This is a genomic window from Actinomadura sp. NBRC 104425, assembly GCF_030269545.1.
In the GTDB taxonomy this organism is placed as follows: Bacteria; Actinomycetota; Actinomycetes; order Streptosporangiales; family Streptosporangiaceae; genus Spirillospora; species Spirillospora keratinilytica.
Genome location: NZ_BSTN01000030.1, coordinates 58,246 through 75,071, shown reverse-complemented (window position 1 = coordinate 75,071; position 16,826 = coordinate 58,246). Strand labels below are relative to the sequence as shown.

The following is a 16,826-nucleotide window of genomic DNA, read 5'->3' as shown; positions in this document are numbered from 1 at the left end:
GCCTCCGAGAGCGAACGCCGCGCCGCGCTTGCGCCCTGGCTGCACATGTACAACCATCACCGCGGCCACACCGCACTCGGCGGCCTCCCACCCGCCAGCCGCGTCACCAACCTGTCAGGACAGAACACCTAGCCCGCGCGCAGGTGGGCCGTCCGGACGGACAGGCGCCTGCGCAGCAGGTCGATGGCCTCGGCGAGACCGGGGGCGGCGGCCTGGGCGCGCAGGCGCCCGCCGTCGGTCTCCACGATCGCCTGGGCCAGCGCGGGCCGCGGCAGGGACGGGTCGTCGACCAGGCTCAGGGTGACGCGCACGGACCGGATCCTCTCATGCGTCCCGGCCAGCGCCTCGCGGACCGCGTCCCCGGCGGCCGCCCGTTCCGCCTCGCCCACCTTTCCCGAGGTCAGGAATGCGGGTTCCGGCAGGTCGTGACGTGTCGCGTTCATGATCTCTCCCACTGTGCGGCGGTCAGCGCCGAATGGTCGGATCGCCTTCAACAACAAGGACTTGGCGGCCTTTCCCGGAGTTCACCGGGCGAGCCGAGAGCTTCATCACGAGACCGCCGTCACGAGACCGCCGTCACGAGACCACCGTCACAGGGCTCTCGTCACTCGGTCGGCGCCCCGGGGAACCGCCGCGGCGCGGCAGGCCGGTCCGCCGCGCCGCGGCGAGGGCCGCCCTGCAGGTGGGAGCCCGATCCGGGGGTCCGAAAAGATGAGATATGGAAATGAAGGTTTTCGGGCCCAACGGCGGGAAAGCGGCGTACAGTTGTGACCAGCGGTTCACATCGGCACTCCAGTGACGGCCGAGCAGCCTCGGCCGCCCGCATGCTTCCATGCTGTCACGGCGGCGCAGCGACGCCGCGTGTTTTCGTGTGCACCCCACAAAACCCATTCGATCCTCTAGCATGGGGCGCGTATCTCCCGCCTGAGAGCGGGCCCGTCGACTGGCTGGTGACCCCTTGCCCCAGGAAGCAGCTGCCCCCACTCCTCCTCCGGCCGAGGATGACTCACCCACCGGCCGGCTGATCGACTACCCGCGCCGCGGCGGTCCGACCGTGCTGCGCATCCTGCTCGGCGCGCAACTGCGCCGGTTGCGGGAGGCCCGCGGCATCTCCACCGAAGAGGCCGGGTACGAGATCCGCGGCTCCCACTCCAAGATCAGCCGCATGGAGCTGGGCCGGGTCGGCTTCAAGGAGCGCGACGTCGCCGACCTGCTCACCCTCTACGGCGTGACCGACCCCGAGGAGCGCGCGCCGCTGCTGGAGCTGGCGCGCGAGGCCAACACGCCGGGCTGGTGGCACCGCTACGGCGACGTGCTGCCCAACTGGTTCGAGCCCTACCTGGGGCTGGAGGAGGCGGCCTCGCTGATCCGCGCCTACGAGGTGCAGTTCGTGCCGGGGCTGCTGCAGTCGGAGGACTACGCCCGCTCGGTGGTGCTGCTCGGCCACTCCGAGGCCGCCGAGGAGGAGATCGAGCGCCGCGTGCAGGTGCGGCTCACCCGCCAGCAGCGGTTCACCGAGCCGGGCGCGCCCACGCTGTGGGCGGTGCTGGACGAGTCGGTGCTGCGCCGCAGCATCGGCAGCCGCGAGGTGATGCGCGGCCAGATCGAGCACCTCATCACGATGTGCGAGCTGCCGAACGTCACCCTGCAGATCGTGCCGTTCGGGGCGGGCGGGCACACCGCGGTGGGCGGCCCGTTCACGATCCTGCGGTTCGCCGAGCCCGGCCTGTCGGACGTGGTGTACATCGAGCAGCTCACCAGCGCCCTCTACCTGGACAAGCCGACCGACGTCGACACCTACATGCGCACGATGAACAACCTGTGCGTGACGGCCCACCGCCCCGACGAGACGGCGACGTTCCTCACCAAGGTCCTGCGCGAGACCTGACGTCCCGGGGCGCGCCCGGGACCGTCAGGCCTCGACGGAACCCGGCCCCGCGTCAGGACGTCTCGTTCAGCACGGCCAGTTCGCGCCACTCGCGGGTCGGCAACCCCTGCCGTTGCGCGGTGATGACCTGGACGGCGACGTGGTCGGCGCCCGCGGCGAAGTGCTCGTCGACCCGCCGCACCGCCGCGTCGACACCGCCCAGCGCGAACGTCGCGTCCAGCAGCCGGTCGCTGCCGCCGTCGGCGAAGTCCTCCTCGGCGAACCCCAGCCGCAGCAGGTTGCCGGTGTAGTTGGGCAGCCGCAGATACCTCTCCAGATGGGCGCGGGCGGCGGCGCGGGCGCGGGACAGGTCGTCCTCCAGCACCACCTTGACCTCGGGCGCCAGCACGGGGCCGGGGCCCAGGATCTCCCGCGCGTTGCGGGTGTGCTCCGCCGTGACCAGGTACGGGTGGGCGCCCGCCGCGCGGTCGCGGGACGCGGCCAGCATGCGCGGGCCGAGCGCCGCCAGCACCCGCTGCGCGGCGGGCGATCCGGCGGCGTCCAGCCGGTCCAGGTAGTCGATCATCTTGGTGTACGGCCGCTGGTACCTGGCTCCGATCGCGGGCCCGTGGCTAGCGCCAAGGCCCAGCACGAACCGGCCCGGGTGGTCCTTGGCGAGCAGGGCCTGCTCCTCGGCCACCCGCTCGGGCTCGTACTCCCAGATGTTGAGGATGCCCGTGGCCACCACCAGGCGGGACGTGGCCTCCAGCAGCGGCCTGGCGTGGTGGACCCCCGGGCTGCCGCCCAGCCAGACGGCGCCGTACCCGAGTTCCTCCAGTTCGGCCGCGGCCTCCGCGATCCGCGGACGTGCCGCGGGCTCGTCCGACCGCAGCTCGATGCTCCAGATGCCCACCCGGCCGAGTTCCATGGCCACCCCCATGCCGTTACGGCTCCGCTTGATCAGTACGGACCACCACAACCGCGGCGGCGCCGTCCGCATTCCGCGCCGCGCGTCCCGGCGCCGTCAGCCCCGCGGCCCGTCCGGCTCCGCCTCGGCGATCACTTTTTCGTTCCTGCTGCGGCTCCTACCCCGGAATTCGGCGATGACGACCCCGTCGCCCACCCGGCGCACGGTGACGTCGTAGACGCCGTTGCGGCCGTAGCGGACGCGTTCGACCGCCTCCGCCTCCAGCACGTCGCCGGCGCGGGCGGGCGCCACGAAGGTCACATCGGCGGCGGCCGCGACGGTGACCGCGCCATGGGTGTTGCAGGCGTAGGCGAACGCCGTGTCGGCCAGCAGGAACACGTAGCCGCCGTGGGCGATGCCGAACCCGTTGGCCATCACGCCGGTGACGGTCATCCGCACCCGCGCCCGCCCCGGCGCGATGTCGGTGATCTCCATGCCGAGGTGCCGTGTCGCCTCGTCCCGCTCGTACATCGCCTTGGCGCACCGCCGCGCCGTGTCCGCCGCCTCGCTCATCCGCCCAGAGTATTGTTCCGCACCGGCCGGGTAAGGATCTTCGGCGATCCACCGCCACCCGCCGACCGAGAGGAGTCCCATGCTGTTCGGCAAGGAGCACGTCAAGCGGTACCAGGAGACCGACGGGGCCGAGGGGCACGACTGGCAGGGCACGGTCACCCTGCTGCTCACCACCAAGGGGCGCCGTACCGGCCGCGAGCACACGACGCCGCTGATCTACCAGAAGGCGGGAGACGACTACGTGGTCGTCGCGTCCAAGGGCGGCGCGCCCGAGCATCCGCAGTGGTACCTGAACCTGCAGGCCGACCCGGAGGTGAAGGTGCAGGTCAAGGGCGACAAGTTCACGGCGCGGGCGCGGACCGCCACCGCCGAGGAGAAGCCCGGGCTGTGGCGGACGATGGTGGCCGCCTGGCCCGACTACGAGGAGTACCAGCGCAAGACCGACCGCGACATCCCCGTGGTCGTCCTCGAACGCCGCTGAGACAGCGCGGGGCGCACCGCGCCGCCGGTTCCGCTTCCGCCGCACCGGGCGGACGTGTAGCGTCGGCACGTGAACATCCGTTCGAGGGCCACCGAGGTGCTGGGGTGCCGACGTCACAGAGCGCTTGCGACACCGAGCTTCCACCGCGGCTGCTGAAGCGATGGCCGATCGGCGCGCCTACCGGGGCGCCGACCCCGGTGGCCGAGCGGCCCGGCCGCCGGCGCTGGCGGGTGGACACCGCCGACGGGGCGTACCTGCTCACCGGGTACACCGGCGCCGACCGGCGCGCGCTGCTGTTCCAGCACGCGGTCACGACCGGGCTGGACGCGGCGGGGCTGCCCGTCCTGGCGCCGGTGCCCGCGCGCGGCGGCCGCACGCTCGTCACCTCGGCCGGAACGGCGTACGCGCTGCATCCGTGGGTGGCGGGGCGGCGGCGCGGCGGGCTGGAGCTGACGTTCGTCCAGTGCGAGCGGCTGGGCGGGCTGCTGGGCGCCCTGCACGCCGAGCTCGACCGGCTCACCGCGCCGGTGCAGCAGAGCATGCTGGTCCCCACGCCGCGCGCCGCCGACGCGATCGCCGCGGTCGACCGGATGCTGGACGCGCTGCCGGGCGACGGCACCGACTTCGACGCGCTCACCGCCCGCCGCCTGCGCGAGCGCCGCGAGCTGCTCACCGAGTTCGCCGACCACCAGCCGCCCGAGATCGAGGTGTGCACGGTGGGGCACCTGCACGGGGCGTTCCATGCCGGGAACCTGCGCTACGGCGGGTCGGGCAACGTGACGGCCGTGCTGGGCTGGGACGCGCTGACCACCGGGCCGGTCGCCGGCGAGGTGGTGCGCGCCGCCGCGTCCCTGTTCGCCTTCGACGACGAGCCCGGCCTCGACCTGGACCGCGTGCGCGCGTTCGTCCGCGGCCACCGCGCCGCGTTCCCCTTGGACGCGGGGCAGATCCAGTCGGCGGTGCACCGGGTGTGGTGGGAGCTTTTGTGCGACGTGGCGCCGCTTCGGCAGCGCTACCTGGGCGACGACCGCCCCGGCGACCGCCCCGGCGACCGCTCCCCCGCGGGTCCGGCCGGGCTGGTCACCTGGTGGTCGGCGCATCTGGACCGCACCCTCGAACTGTTCGCCGCCCCCTACACCGACGTCTCCGACGAGGCCCCCGCCTACGGGTGATCCGCACACCCGCCCTTACTTGACTGATCGTTACAGAAAATTCTAGGGTCGGCGGCATGGGACGCACCCGCGAGTTCGACGTGGACGCGGCCGTCGCCGACGCGATGGACCTGTTCTGGCGGCGGGGCTACGCGGCGACCTCCGTCCAGGACCTGGTGGCGGCCACCGGCGTCGGCCGGGGGTCGCTGTACGCGGCGTTCGGCAGCAAGGACGGGCTGTACGAGGCGGCGCTGCGGCGCTACGCCGAGGAGTCGCTGGGGTGCATGCGGCAGCGGCTGGAGCGCGGCGGGCCGGTTCGCGCCGTGCTGCGCGACCTGCTGCTGGAGGTGGTGGACGAGACGGTCGCCGACCCGCAGCGGCGCGGCTGCCTGATGACCAACACCGCCGTGGAGCGCCTGCCGGGCGACCCGCTGGCCGGGCGCGTCGTCGGCCGCGCGCTCGACCTGCTGGCCGAGCTGGTCGAGGCGGCGCTGCGGCGCGGCCGCGACCGCGGCGAGCTGCCGCCGGACGCCGACGTGACGGCCCTGGCCGACTTCGTGGTCACCACCATCCAGGGGCTGCGGGTGCAGGGCAAGGCCGGCGCCGACCGGCGGCGCCTGGCCGCCGTGGTCGACGCCGCCCTGCGCGCCCTGCCGGCCGCCCCGTCGCAATAATTTGAACGATCGGTCGAGAATTATTCGGAGAGTGTGTCATGCCTTCTGTCGCCGTGCTGGGCACCGGGATCATGGGAGCGCCGATGGCCCGCAACCTGGCGAGGGCGGGGCTGGAGGTGCGGGTGTGGAACCGCACCCGCTCCCGCGCCGAACCGCTGGCCGCGGACGGCGCGACCGTCGCCGACTCCCCCGCGCAGGCGGTCGACGGCGCCGACGTCGTCATCACGATGCTCAGCGACGGGGAGGCGGTGCACGCGGCCATGTCGCAGGCCGCGTCCGCGCTGCGGCCCGGCCAGGTGTGGGCGCAGATGAGCACCGTCGGGGTGAACGCGCTGCGGCCGCTGGCCGACCTGGCCGCCGAGCACGGCGTCACGTTCGTCGACGCGCCCGTGCAGGGCACCAAGCAGCCCGCCGAGCAGGGCAAGCTGGTCATCCTCGCGGCCGGCCCGCAGAAGGCGCGCGCGGTGCTGGAGCCGGTGTTCGGCGCGGTGGGCCAGAAGACGCTGTGGCTGGCCGAGGACGGCGCGGCCGGCGCGGGCACCCGGCTGAAGATGGCGACCGTCAGCTACGCCATCTCGCTGACGGCGGTGCTGGGCGAGGTGCTCGCGCTGGTCAAGGCGCTCGACCTGGACCCGGCGCTGTTCGGCGAGGTCGTCACGGGCGGCCCCCTGGACAGCCCGTACCTGCAGGCCAAGATGAAGTCGATCCTGGCGGGCGACTTCGCGCCCAGCTTCACCGTGGCCAACGCCGAGAAGGACACCCGCCTCATCAGCGAGGCCGCGGCCGCGGCGGGCGTCCGGGTGGACATGAACGAGGCCGCCGGCGAGCGGTTCCGCCGCGCCAAGGCCAAGGGCCACGCCGACGACGACATGGCCGGCGCCTACTTCGCCAGTTCCCCGGCCTGAAAGGCCGGATGCGCGCTCGGTCCGGGGAGCACGCGCGCGCCGGGGCGGCGGGAGGGTCCGACCCCTTCACGATGATCGTTATCGTGAGGGCTCTGCGACGACCGCGACCGCCGCGCCCGGCCCGCGCGGCCCGCCCCCCAGGAGGACCTGTGGCCCTTCCAGCGCCCCCGGACCCGGTGCACGACTACTGGAACCACAACACGCACTACCACGACGTGGTGCTGAGCGCGGTGCCGCGCGGCTGCCGCGCCGCCCTCGACGTGGGGTGCGGCGACGGCCTGCTGGTGCGGCGGCTGGCGCCGCGCGCCGAGCACGTCACCGGGGTCGACGCGTCCGCCGAGATGATCGCCAGGGCGCGGGAGCTGAGCGCGGGCCTGGACAACGTCGAGTTCGTCGAGGCCGACTTCCTGGACTACGACGTGCCGCGCGGGCACTTCGACTTCGTCTGCAGCGTCGCGGCGATCCACCACATGGACTTCACGGCGGCCCTGACCGCCATGCGCGACGCGCTGCGCCCCGGCGGGAGCCTGGTGGTCATCAGCCTGGCCGGCAACGGCGGGCTGGCCGACCTGCTGTACGACGTCGTGGCCGTGCCGGTGCACCACTTCCACCGGTGGCGCAACCGGCACCGCGCCCGGAACCCGGGCGCGCCGGTCGCCGACCCCGACATGACGTGGGGCGAGGTGCGGGACGAGGCGCTGCGGGTGCTGCCCGGCGCGCGGTTCCGCAGGCACGCGCTGTGGCGGTACTCGATCACCTGGCGCAGGCCCCGCTGACGCCTCCCCGACACTGATCACTGGAAAACACTGGAACTGTCGGGAAGCTGCGTTAGTCTCACCCGCATGCCGACGTCACCCGACGCGCTCACCCCCGACGCGCTGGAGGAGCGCATCGCCGAGCTGCGCGCCGCGGTCCGGCGCGCCATGGCGGCCGGCGACCGCGTGCGGGCCCGCGCGCTGCGCGCCGAGCTGCGCGGCGCGGAACGCGCCTGGGACGAGGCGGTGCTCGGCGACGGCGGCGATCCCGCCGACGAGCGCCCCTGGGCGGGCGGCGGCGCGGAGCGCGGGCTGCTGCCGGTGCGCGACCAGGTCCACCAGGCCCTCACGCTGCTCGGCGTGCCCGCCGCGCCCAAGCTGATCGGGTCGGTGTACGCGGCGTTCTTCCCCGGCGAGATCCCGGGCGCGCGGCTGACCAGCCTGCGCCGCGACGAGGAGCGCTCCTTCCGCACCGCCCCGTACGCCCGGCCGTACTACCTGTGCGCCGGGCTCACCGCCGACCTGCTCGCCGCGGCGCGCGGCCTGGTGACGGTGAGCACCTGGCCGCTGGAGCAGCGGATCGTCGGGCCGCTCAGCCCGCGCACCGACTTCCTCACCGCCGCGATGCGCGTCGCCGAGCACGCCGGGCGCGGCGACGCGGCCTCCTCGCCGCAGGTGCGGCGGCTGCTGTGGCGGTTCGCGACCAACATCCCCGGCGCGACCGACGCGCCGGCGACGGGGGTGGTCGGCGTCGTCGACCCGGCGGTGCTGGCCGAGGCGGCGCGGGCCGAGCTCGACATCCACCAGGCGGCCGACCGCGACCAGCGCAGGCAGGCCGCCGAACGGGCCCGCGCGCAGCTCGACGAGGCCGAGCTGCTGTTCGGCACCCGCCTGCGGGCGATGCGCACCGCCGCGTCCGCCGCCGGCGGCGTCCCATCGGGCGCCCCGGCTCCCGCGGTGCCGCGCCGGCGCCGGGCCGCCGCCACCGCCTCACGCAAGAGCACCGCCTCACGCAAGAGCACCGCCGCCGCGTCGCGCACGAAGACGCCCCGGCGCCGCTCGTCCGCGCCGGCCACGGGCGGCGAGGCGGCACCCCGCACCTCCCGTCGGACGAGCGACCCGGCCCCGCCGCGGCGCCGTCCGGACGGCGCCAGCAACGGAGACGACCGATGACCGACACCGCACTCGCCCTCGACCGGCTGCGCGGCGGCGCGCCGCCGCGCAACCACGACGCCCGCACCATCGCCGCGCTGACCGCCAACCCCGGCTGCGCGCGGCGCGGCCTGATGGACGCGGCCGGGGTGGACAAGGACGCCGTCGCCCGCGCGCTGGGCTTCCCCGCGCAGTTCGGCCAGTCGCAGTTCGCCATCACGCGCGGCAACGCGTTCGAGGCGCAGGTGAAGGCCGACGGTTGCGCCGAGCTGCTCACCCTGCTGCGCGACCGCCTTGGCCTGCGGCTGCCCGAGGTCGCCTACGACGACCTGGAGGTGGTCGGCGGCAACGAGGGCCGCGAGCTGCGCTACACGCGCACCCGGCGGCTGCTGGCGCGCGCGCTGGAGTCGGGCGAGGGCACGCTGTTCGACCATCCGCTGCTGCGGCTGGACATCGCCGGGCAGCCCGCCTACCTGGAGCCCGACGTCATCGCCTTCCAGCTCGAAGGGCGCTTCCACGTCATCGAGATCAAGTCGTTCGCGGTGATCGACGGGCAGGCCGAGCCGGACCAGGTGGCCGCCGCCGCCCGCCAGTCCGCGGTGTACGTGCTGGCGCTGCGCCGCCTGCTGGCCGAGCTGGGCGCGCCCGCCGACCGGGTGTCGCACGAGGTGTTCCTGGTGTGCCCGGAGAACTTCTCCAACCGGCCGACGGCGTCGCTGCTGGACGTGCGGCCGCAGCTGGCCGTGCTGGAGCGGCAGCTGGCGCGGCTCACCCGCGTCGACCGCATCCTGGAGGAGCTGCCGGACGACCTGACCTTCGCGCCCGGCGACGCGCTGCCCGAGGCGGTGCGGGCGGTGGCGGCCCGCTACGCGCCCGAGTGCATGGCCACCTGCGAGATGGCGTTCTTCTGCCGGGACGAGGCGCGCGCGTGCGGCTCGACGGGCGCGCTCGGCCGGTCGGTGCGCGACGACCTGGGCGGCGTCGACTCGATCGGCACCGCGCTGGGGCTGGCGAACGGCACCATCGAGCCGTCGCCCGACCTGGTCGAGACCGCCGAGCAGCTGCGTACCGCCGCCCGCCTGCGCCGCGAGGCCCTGGACGGTGCCGCGTGACCCGCGCCCCGCGCACACCTGCGGAGGGGGCCCGGTGATGGACGGGCCGGAGGGGATGCGGCGCCTTACCGGCGCCCCGGGAGTCCGCGGGGGCCAGGGGTGAGCGCGCTGACGTCGCTGGCGCGGCTGGAGGCGGTCGCCACGGGCCGGGCGCAGCCGCTGGCCACGGTGCGGCACTGCCATCTGGCCGAGGCGCCGCTGGTGATGGTGCCGCTGAAGCTGGCCGGCGAGGCGGCCGCGCCGCTGGCGGTGATGCTCGGCACGCGCCCGTCCGCCCCGGCGCTGCTGGTGGTGCCGCAGCCGCGCAACCGCGATCTGCGGTTCGCGTTCGCCGCCGACCTGGCCAAGGTGGTGCTGGACCACGTGGAGGCCGGCCGCGGGTCGGTGGAGCAGCTGCCGCCGGGACGCGACGGTGAGGCCAAGACCCGCTACAGCGACGCGCCGCAGCTGCTGGTGCCCAACCGGGGCGGGGTGGCGTTCCTGCGGATGCTGGGGCGTTCCACGCGGTTCCGGCGCACCGAGGGCCCGTACGCGGTGGACGCGGCGGTCCCGGCGCTGGGCCGGTGGCTGACCTGGTTCACCGAGCGCCACGACCACCCGGGCAGCTCGCTGCTGCTGGCGATGACCGAGGTGCTGCGGCTGCACTGGGCGACCGGGCAGAGCTCCCTGGAGGACGGCAACCTGGCGGCGCTGCTGGGCTGGATCGACCCGCCGGACGGCATGGACGGCCCCGCGGCTGCGGCGCTCGCCGAGGACCCGGTGGCCTGCCCCCCGGCCGGTCCGGCGACCGACCCCACGTTCGACAACGAGGTGCTGGCCCCGGCCATCGCCGCCTACAACGAGGGGGCGCCGCAGGCGGAGGAGAAGATCCACCGGGCGCTGGAGAGCCAGCTCGCCCCGACGTGGGAGCTGATGTGGCGGGCGGTGCGGCTGCTGCGCGAACTGCCGGAGGGCGCCAGCGTGCCCGCCCGATGGGAACGCGACCGCGACGCGTTCACCTACTACCACCAGACCTTCGGCGAGGGGTATCCGCAGGCCCGCCGCGACCCGCCGGTGCGGGCGGCGCGGCGGCTGCACGACCTGGAACGCGCCCAGGAGAGCTACGAGGCGCAGCGCGCGTTCGACGATCCGCTGGTGATGGCCGAGCACCGGCTGGCGGGCCAGGCGTTCGGGGGCGTGGTCACCGAGTGCGACCCGACCCGGCTGGACGAGTCGGGCAAGCGGCCCCGGCTGCGGCCGTACCTTCGGGTCGGCACCGAGGACCCGGTGCAGCTGGAGCCCGGCACGACGGTGTGCAGCGCCGACCGGCCCGCGCTCAAGGGCCGGGTGGTGGAGGTCGGCGCGGGCGGTGTGCTGCTGGAGCTGACCGGCGGGATGGGCCGCAGACTGACGCCCGAGCCCGGGACGATCCCGCAGGTCGGCGACCGGGTGTGCTTCACCTCGCGGGTCGCCGACTCCTGGGGCGCGGCCCGGTTCCCCGACCGGGAGGAGACGCCGTGGACGCACGGCGGCCCGACCGAGGACTACGTGCCCACCGACGAGGACGCCGCGGAGGAGTGGTCATGACGGACCGTACGGTCGTGCCGGGCGCGCGCCCGCCGGCTGCGGGGCCGCTGCGCGTGGTGCGCGGGCCGCAGGACGAGCCCGACCCCGCGGTCGCGGCGGCCCGGGTCGTGGACGCGGTGCTGGCCGACCTGGCGGGCGAGCACCGGGGCGTGGTGGTCGACTCCCCGCCCGGCGCGGGCAAGTCGACGCTGGTGGTGCGGGCCGCGGCGCACCTGGCCGAGGCCGGGGAGCGCCTCATGATCGTCGCGCAGACCAACGAGCAGGTCGACGACCTCATCGACCGCATCGCCGCCGAGCATCCGGCGCTGCGCGTCGGGCGGCTGTCGGCGGCGGCCTACGCGCCGTCGGCGCGGGTCGCCGCGCACCCGTCGGTGCGGATCGCGCAGAAGGCCGACGACCTGGCCGACCGCGACATCGTGATCGCCACGGCGGCCAAGTGGGCGACGCTGGCGGACGGGTCGTGGCCGTGGGCGATCGTGGACGAGGCGTACCAGATGCGCTCGGACATGCTGCTGCGCATCGCCGGCCGGTTCGAGCGGGCGCTGTTCGTCGGCGACCCCGGGCAGCTCGACCCGTTCTCCACCGTGGAGGTGGAGCGGTGGGCGGGGCTGACCTGGGACCCGCTGCGCAGCGCCGTGGCGGTGCTGCTGGCGCACAACCCCGACCTTCCGGTGCACCGGCTGCCGGTGTCGTGGCGTCTGCCCGCGTCGGCGGCGCCGCTGGTGTCGGAGGCGTTCTACCCGTTCACCGGGTTCCGTTCCGGCACCGGGCCGGGCGACCGGCGGCTGGAGTTCGGCGCGGGCGGCATGGGCACCACCTACGACCGGGCGCTGGAGGAGGCCGCGGCCACCGGCTGGGCGCTGTACGAGCTGCCCGCCCGGCACACGCTGCGCACCGACGCCGAGGCGGTGCGGGCGACGGCGGCGCTGGCGGTGCGGCTGCTGCAGCGCGGCCCGGTCGCCCACTCCGAGCTGGGCACCAGGCCGGTGGGCGCGGACCGGGTGGCGATCGGCGCGGCGCACCGCGACCAGGTCGCCGCGATCCGCGCGGCGCTCGGCTCGCTGGGCGAGGGCATCACCGTCGACACCGCCAACCGGCTGCAGGGCCGCGAGTACGACGTGACGATCGTGCTGCACCCGCTGTCGGGCCGCCGCGACGCCACCGCGTTCCACCTGGAGTCGGGGCGGCTGTGCGTGCTGACCTCGCGGCACCGGCACGCGTGCGTGGTGGTCGCCCGCGCCGGGATCCCCGAGCTGCTGGACGCCCACCCGTCCACCGAGCCGGTGCATCTGGGCGTGCCGGTGAAGTTTCCGGACGGGTGGGAGGCCAACCAGGCGGTGCTGGCGCACCTGGCCGCCCACCGCGTGGCCGCCGACGCCTGACGCCCTCCCCCGCCGCGCGCCTTCTCGCGGGCGGGCCCGGCTACGGGGTTCCGGCGGTGGCGGCCCAGCGGCCGTTGTGCCGGGAGATCGTCACCGGGTGCTCGAAGCACACGCTGACCTGCTCGGTGGTGAGCACCTCGTCGGCCGGTCCGGCGGCCAGCACCCGGCCCCCGTTGAGCAGGAGGGCGTGGGTGGTGCTGGTGGGCAGCTCCTCCAGGTGGTGGGTGACCAGCACGGTGGTCAGGTCGCGGCGCCGCTGCCGCAGCTCGTCCAGGCTGGCCAGCAGGCGTTCGCGGGCGGCCAGGTCCAGGCCGGTGGCGGGCTCGTCGAGCAGCAGCAGCGGCGGGTCGGGCATCAGCGCCCGCGCGATGAGGGTGCGGCCGCGCTCGCCCTGCGACAGGGTGGGCCAGCGGGCGTCGGCGCGGTGGTCCAGGCCCATCAGCCCGACCAGCTCGTCGGCGCGGGCCAGCTCGTCGGCGGTGGGCGTCCACCGCGGCACCAGCTCGATGGTGCCCGTCACGCCGGTCAGGACGACCTCGCGGACGGTGCGCGCCGACTGCAGCGGGTGCCGCGGGTTGACCTGGCCGATGAGGGCGCGCAGCTCGTGCACGTTGACCCGGCCGAGGCGGTGCCCGAGGATCTCGGCGGTGCCGCGCGTGGGATGGGTGTAGGCGCCGAGGATGCCGAGCAGCGTGCTCTTGCCCGCGCCGTTGGGGCCGAGCAGCGCCCAGTGCTCGCCGGCGAGCACCGTCATCGACACCTGGTCCAGCAGCGTCCGGCCGTCGCGGACCAGGTCCACCTTGTCGGCGTTGAGGACGACATCGGTGCGGGCGGGAGCGAGCGGCACGCGTACCTCCTCGGACGGGCTCGGACGGGGGAACCGGCGCGGACGGCCGGATGCGGCGGCCGGAGACGAAAAGGACGGTGGCTGCCGGGATCGCCGGGAGCGCACCGGGGAGAGGATCATCAAGGTACCCGACGGTGCGGCGCGCCCGCCCGCCGGGGCGCCCCCGGTCGCGGTGCACGCCCGGACGGACGAGCACGGCCGCGGCCGGATACTGTGAGAGCCGGTGGCCGGCGAATCGGGGAGGGACATGGAGGACATCGGCTTCATGTGCGCCCGCTGCGGCGGCGAGGTGCATGACGTGACGCACAACCGCGAGGGCACGCTGGACGGCGTCGGGTACCGCCACAACCGGCGGGTGGAGCCGTGGGACCACGAGCTGGAACTGGCCGTGGGCGCCCCCGAGCAGCGCGACCGCACGTGCGACTTCTGCGGCGTTTCCGGCCCGAGCTGGCTGTACTGCCCCACCCTGGACCCCGACGACACCGACGTCTTCGAGGTCGAGCTGGACACCACCCACCTGTCGGACGACGACACGGCGGTGGCCGTGCTCAACATGCTCTACCCCTGGTACGCCTGCGACACGTGCTCGGTGCTGGTCGCCGACCGCAACGTCGAGCAGCTGATCGCCCGGGCGCTGGAGCGCACCCCCGTCCCCGAGGACGGCCCGGTGGACGAGGCGACGGTGCGCGCCCGGCTCACCGGGTCGCTGTCGGTGTTCTTCAGCACCCGGCCGGGCCGCCCCCAGCCGTCCCGCGCCCTGTGACCGCGCCATCGCCCTGACGGGAACGGTCCCCCGCTCCGCCGCGTCACAGTCTCGCGGGCGCGGGCCCTTGAGGGACGTGCCCGCCGCCGGGAATGGTCCCCGGAGCGACCGCCCTTCCCGGGCCGGACATGGGCCGTTGCCGACGGTAGTAGCGGCAGGTCACCCGGGGGCGGAACCGTCGGGGCGGCTCACTATCATCGGCGGGGTTTCATGCCGTAGCGGACTACGGGGGATTTCAGTTGATCATAGATACGCGGTTCCGGGGTCCCGAGGGCTCGGGCAACGGCGGCTACGTGGCCGGGCTGCTCGCCGGCCACCTGTCCACCGACACGGTGACCGTCACGCTGCGCCGTCCGCCGCCGCTCGGCACCGAGCTGCGGGTGAGCGTGGACGACGAGCGCGGGCTCAGCGCACGGCTGTGGGACGGCGAGGCGGTGGTCGCCGAGGCCCTGGCGGGCGCGATCGTGGTGCCCCCGGTGGCGCCGGTGCCGTACGAGGAGGCGCTCGGCGCGGCCGCCGGCTTCCGCGGCGCGGACGGCCATCCGTTCCCCGGCTGCTTCGTGTGCGGCACCGACCGCGAACCCGGCGACGGGCTGCGGCTGGCGCCCGGCCGGGTGGCCGACGGCACCGTGGCGGCCCCGTGGACGCCGGCCGAGGAGCCGGGGCCCGAGCTGGTGTGGGCGGCGCTGGACTGCCCCGGCGCGTGGTCGTTTCTCGAACCGGGCCGCGCATCGGTGCTGGGCACGATGACCGCGCAGGTCACCGGGCTCCCCGCGGCGGGCGAGCAGTGCGTGGTGATGGGCCTGGCGCGCACCCGCGAGGGCCGCAAGACCCACGCGGCGACGGCGCTGTACGGGGCCGACGGCCGCCTGCTCGGCCGGGCCGAGCAGATCTGGATCGAGGTGGCCCCCGCGCGGTTCGCGCCGTCCGCCCCCGCGGCCAAGCCCGAGATGTCCCCTTCGGTGAACTTCCCCGTGGAGGAGGCCACCCCGGCGACCGAGCACTGCTGGTCGTCCTGACCGCGGGTCGCGCGTCCGGCGGCCGCCGCCCGCCTCCCCCGGCGCCGGCAGGGCGGCGTTCGCGGCGGCGCCGGCGGGGGGCGTCACGGGCCGGCGAACAGCGGGTCCTCGCGGTCGGCCGGCGCGGCGCCCTGCTGCCCGCCGGCGCCCCCCGACGTGCCGCCCTGGACGGGGAGGCCGGGGACGGTCGGCGACGCGCCCTGCTCGCCGCCCTGCTGCCCGAAGAGCGCGTTCGGGTAGGGCGGGGGCGTCCCGAACTGCGGCGCATGCCCGGCCGCGGGCGGCGGCGGGGCGGGCACGAAGTTCGACGCGAGCGTGTTCTGCGTGAGCTGGTCGATCTGGCGGCGCGCCCGGTCGGCCTCGGCGCGGGCCGCGTCGCGCTCCTCGGCCAGCGCGGCGAGGGCGGCCTGCTGCTCGGCCACCGACTGGGCCAGCTGCCGCAGCTGCAGCGCCTGGTCGTTGACCTTGGCGGCCAGCTCGTCGCGTTCGGCGGTCGCCTGTCGGGCCTGCGCGAGCGCGGCGTCGCGCTCCTTGACGGCCTCCTCGGCGCGGGCGTTGGCCCGCACCACCTCGGCCTCGGCCTCCGACTGGGCGCGCAGCGCGGCCGCCCGCTCGGCCTCGGCCTTGCTGGCCGACTGCATGGCGCGCTGCCGCTGCGCCTCGGTGTCGCGCATGGCGGTGCGCAGGTCCTCGGCGCCCTGCTTGGCGACGGCGGCCTCCACCCGCTGGGCCTCCACCGCGCTCTCGGCCTCGGCCAGCTTGGCGTGCAGGGCGACCAGCTCGGCGCGGGTGTTCTCCAACGCGGCCAGCAGCTCGGTCTCGCGGGCGGCGATGCGGTCGCGTTCGCTCTCGGCGGCCAGCTTGGCCGACACCGCCTGCTGAGCGATCTGGTGGGCCTCCTCCCACGCCTGCTGGGCGGCGTCCCGCTTGGAGGTGGCCAGCTTGGCGTCCTCGCGGGCCTTGGCGGCGGCGCGTTCGGCCTCCTCGGCGCGCTTGCGGGCCGCCGCGGCCTCCTGCCAGGCCTCCTCGGCGCGCCGCTGGGACGCGTCGCGCTCGCTCTGCGCGACGGCCAGCTCGCGGGCGGCCTCGGCCCGCACCTCGGCGACCCGCCGCTCCACCCCGGCGACGCTCAGCTCCTGGGTGAGCGACTCGGCGAGCAGGTCGGCGGTGCGCTCCAGCCGCTCCACCATCTCCCAGGTGGCGGCGACCTGCCCGGTCAGTCCGGGCGCGTCCCTGCCCCGCTCGCGCCGTTCGCGCGCCTCGCGGGCGCAGGCGCCGTCGTTGTCCTGGCAGTACCGGACGGTGCGCACGGCCCCGACCGGCTGCGGCACCGGGCGGCCGCAGTTGGCGCACGGCCAGAACGCGACGGGGTCCCCCACCCGCGCCACGGCATCGTCGGGGCCGGGCTGGGCCGCCACGGCGGTGGTCCCGGTCGTGGCGACCGCCTTCCCCTCGCCGGTGCTCCCGGCGGTGCTCTCGTCGGCGTTATCGGCGGCGTTATCGGCGGTGTTATCGGCGGTGGCGTTCTCGGAAGCGGCGGAGGCGCCCTCGGCCGGCTGCGCGCCGCCTGCCTCTGCGACAGCGGCTTCGGGAGTCACGGCCTGCCCCCCGGGACCGCTGTTGTCGCGCTCATCGCTGTTAGGCATGAGATGAACCTTACGCACTAGTGCAC

General features: G+C 75.4%; 18 protein-coding genes. 13 read left to right on the top strand and 5 right to left on the bottom strand.

Annotated elements, in window-relative coordinates:
• A partial coding sequence (locus tag QSK22_RS29205) for an integrase core domain-containing protein (protein ID WP_285497655.1) occupies nucleotides 1-132 on the top strand: 132 nt, incomplete at its 5' end.
• On the opposite strand, the gene QSK22_RS29200 is transcribed toward QSK22_RS29205, so the two are convergent.
• Nucleotides 129-443, bottom strand: a complete 315-nt coding sequence (locus QSK22_RS29200; RefSeq protein ID WP_285497652.1) for a hypothetical protein — start codon at nucleotides 441-443, stop codon at nucleotides 129-131. The two genes, QSK22_RS29205 and QSK22_RS29200, sit on opposite strands and share 4 nt — an antisense overlap.
• 578 nt (nucleotides 444-1,021) lie before the next feature.
• Between QSK22_RS29200 and QSK22_RS29195 the strand changes: the two genes are divergently transcribed.
• Nucleotides 1,022-1,888, top strand: a complete 867-nt coding sequence (locus tag QSK22_RS29195; protein WP_285497654.1) for a Sco1979 family transcriptional regulator — start codon at nucleotides 1,022-1,024, stop codon at nucleotides 1,886-1,888.
• Nucleotides 1,889-1,940: 52 nt separating this feature from the next.
• Here QSK22_RS29195 and QSK22_RS29190 read toward each other — a convergent pair whose 3' ends face one another.
• Both QSK22_RS29190 and paaI read right to left on the bottom strand, forming a co-directional pair.
• Nucleotides 1,941-2,807 carry an LLM class F420-dependent oxidoreductase gene (locus QSK22_RS29190; protein ID WP_285497651.1) on the bottom strand — a complete coding sequence of 289 codons (867 nt, stop codon included), beginning with the start codon at nucleotides 2,805-2,807 and terminating at the stop codon, nucleotides 1,941-1,943.
• An 84-nt stretch (nucleotides 2,808-2,891) separates the two neighbouring features.
• Nucleotides 2,892-3,347: a hydroxyphenylacetyl-CoA thioesterase PaaI gene (gene paaI, locus QSK22_RS29185; RefSeq protein ID WP_285497650.1), complete on the bottom strand. Its 456-nt coding sequence runs from the start codon at nucleotides 3,345-3,347 to the stop codon at nucleotides 2,892-2,894.
• Nucleotides 3,348-3,426: 79 nt separating this feature from the next.
• On the opposite strand from paaI, the gene QSK22_RS29180 reads away from it, so the two are divergent.
• From QSK22_RS29180 to QSK22_RS29140, 9 genes are all read left to right on the top strand, one after another.
• On the top strand, nucleotides 3,427-3,828 hold the full coding sequence (locus tag QSK22_RS29180) for a nitroreductase family deazaflavin-dependent oxidoreductase (RefSeq protein ID WP_285497649.1): 402 nt from the start codon (nucleotides 3,427-3,429) through the stop codon (nucleotides 3,826-3,828).
• A gap of 104 nt (nucleotides 3,829-3,932) precedes the next feature.
• A complete protein-coding gene (locus QSK22_RS29175) occupies nucleotides 3,933-5,000 on the top strand; it encodes a phosphotransferase enzyme family protein (RefSeq protein ID WP_285497648.1) in 1,068 nt (355 codons plus the stop codon).
• Between the two features lie 56 nt (nucleotides 5,001-5,056).
• Nucleotides 5,057-5,653, top strand: a complete 597-nt coding sequence (locus QSK22_RS29170) for a TetR/AcrR family transcriptional regulator (protein ID WP_285497647.1) — start codon at nucleotides 5,057-5,059, stop codon at nucleotides 5,651-5,653.
• An 8-nt stretch (nucleotides 5,654-5,661) separates the two neighbouring features.
• A complete protein-coding gene (locus tag QSK22_RS29165) occupies nucleotides 5,662-6,558 on the top strand; it encodes an NAD(P)-dependent oxidoreductase (protein ID WP_285497653.1) in 897 nt (298 codons plus the stop codon).
• Nucleotides 6,559-6,707: 149 nt separating this feature from the next.
• Nucleotides 6,708-7,334, top strand: coding sequence for a class I SAM-dependent methyltransferase (locus QSK22_RS29160; protein WP_285497646.1), 627 nt, complete (start codon nucleotides 6,708-6,710; stop codon nucleotides 7,332-7,334).
• A gap of 66 nt (nucleotides 7,335-7,400) precedes the next feature.
• On the top strand, nucleotides 7,401-8,486 hold the full coding sequence (locus QSK22_RS29155; RefSeq protein WP_285497645.1) for a hypothetical protein: 1,086 nt from the start codon (nucleotides 7,401-7,403) through the stop codon (nucleotides 8,484-8,486).
• Nucleotides 8,483-9,577, top strand: a complete 1,095-nt coding sequence (locus tag QSK22_RS29150; RefSeq protein ID WP_285497644.1) for a hypothetical protein — start codon at nucleotides 8,483-8,485, stop codon at nucleotides 9,575-9,577. Before QSK22_RS29155 ends, QSK22_RS29150 begins: the two co-directional genes overlap by 4 nt.
• Nucleotides 9,578-9,676: 99 nt before the next feature.
• Nucleotides 9,677-11,143, top strand: a complete 1,467-nt coding sequence (locus QSK22_RS29145; RefSeq protein WP_285497643.1) for a hypothetical protein — start codon at nucleotides 9,677-9,679, stop codon at nucleotides 11,141-11,143.
• Nucleotides 11,140-12,525 (top strand): AAA domain-containing protein, encoded by a 1,386-nt coding sequence (locus QSK22_RS29140; protein WP_285497642.1) that lies wholly within the window; start codon nucleotides 11,140-11,142, stop codon nucleotides 12,523-12,525. Before QSK22_RS29145 ends, QSK22_RS29140 begins: the two co-directional genes overlap by 4 nt.
• 40 nt (nucleotides 12,526-12,565) lie before the next feature.
• Here QSK22_RS29140 and QSK22_RS29135 read toward each other — a convergent pair whose 3' ends face one another.
• Nucleotides 12,566-13,372 (bottom strand): ABC transporter ATP-binding protein, encoded by an 807-nt coding sequence (locus tag QSK22_RS29135; RefSeq protein ID WP_285497641.1) that lies wholly within the window; start codon nucleotides 13,370-13,372, stop codon nucleotides 12,566-12,568.
• A 247-nt stretch (nucleotides 13,373-13,619) separates the two neighbouring features.
• Here QSK22_RS29135 and QSK22_RS29130 point away from each other — a divergent pair, with 247 nt between their 5' ends.
• Together QSK22_RS29130 and QSK22_RS29125 are read left to right on the top strand one after the other, a co-directional pair.
• The gene (locus tag QSK22_RS29130; RefSeq protein ID WP_285497640.1) at nucleotides 13,620-14,135 is read left to right on the top strand and encodes a hypothetical protein; all 516 of its coding nucleotides are present in this window, start codon (nucleotides 13,620-13,622) and stop codon (nucleotides 14,133-14,135) included.
• Between the two features lie 239 nt (nucleotides 14,136-14,374).
• Nucleotides 14,375-15,154 carry a hypothetical protein gene (locus QSK22_RS29125; protein WP_285497639.1) on the top strand — a complete coding sequence of 260 codons (780 nt, stop codon included), beginning with the start codon at nucleotides 14,375-14,377 and terminating at the stop codon, nucleotides 15,152-15,154.
• Nucleotides 15,155-15,237: 83 nt separating this feature from the next.
• Here the strand turns inward: QSK22_RS29125 and QSK22_RS29120 are convergent, their stop codons facing one another.
• Nucleotides 15,238-16,800: a coiled-coil domain-containing protein gene (locus tag QSK22_RS29120; protein ID WP_285497638.1), complete on the bottom strand. Its 1,563-nt coding sequence runs from the start codon at nucleotides 16,798-16,800 to the stop codon at nucleotides 15,238-15,240.
• Nucleotides 16,801-16,826: the final 26 nt, after the last annotated feature.

What these genes read in the sequence shown, in the direction of transcription:
- QSK22_RS29200 (WP_285497652.1), bottom strand. Translation starts at nt 443, where the DNA reads ATGAACGCGACACGTCACGACCTGCCGGAACCCGCATTCCTGACCTCG.
- QSK22_RS29190 (WP_285497651.1), bottom strand. Translation starts at nt 2,807, where the DNA reads ATGGGGGTGGCCATGGAACTCGGCCGGGTGGGCATCTGGAGCATCGAG.
- paaI (WP_285497650.1), bottom strand. Translation starts at nt 3,347, where the DNA reads ATGAGCGAGGCGGCGGACACGGCGCGGCGGTGCGCCAAGGCGATGTAC.
- QSK22_RS29180 (WP_285497649.1), top strand. Translation starts at nt 3,427, where the DNA reads ATGCTGTTCGGCAAGGAGCACGTCAAGCGGTACCAGGAGACCGACGGG.
- QSK22_RS29170 (WP_285497647.1), top strand. Translation starts at nt 5,057, where the DNA reads ATGGGACGCACCCGCGAGTTCGACGTGGACGCGGCCGTCGCCGACGCG.
- QSK22_RS29155 (WP_285497645.1), top strand. Translation starts at nt 7,401, where the DNA reads ATGCCGACGTCACCCGACGCGCTCACCCCCGACGCGCTGGAGGAGCGC.
- QSK22_RS29150 (WP_285497644.1), top strand. Translation starts at nt 8,483, where the DNA reads ATGACCGACACCGCACTCGCCCTCGACCGGCTGCGCGGCGGCGCGCCG.
- QSK22_RS29140 (WP_285497642.1), top strand. Translation starts at nt 11,140, where the DNA reads ATGACGGACCGTACGGTCGTGCCGGGCGCGCGCCCGCCGGCTGCGGGG.
- QSK22_RS29130 (WP_285497640.1), top strand. Translation starts at nt 13,620, where the DNA reads ATGGAGGACATCGGCTTCATGTGCGCCCGCTGCGGCGGCGAGGTGCAT.
- QSK22_RS29120 (WP_285497638.1), bottom strand. Translation starts at nt 16,800, where the DNA reads ATGCCTAACAGCGATGAGCGCGACAACAGCGGTCCCGGGGGGCAGGCC.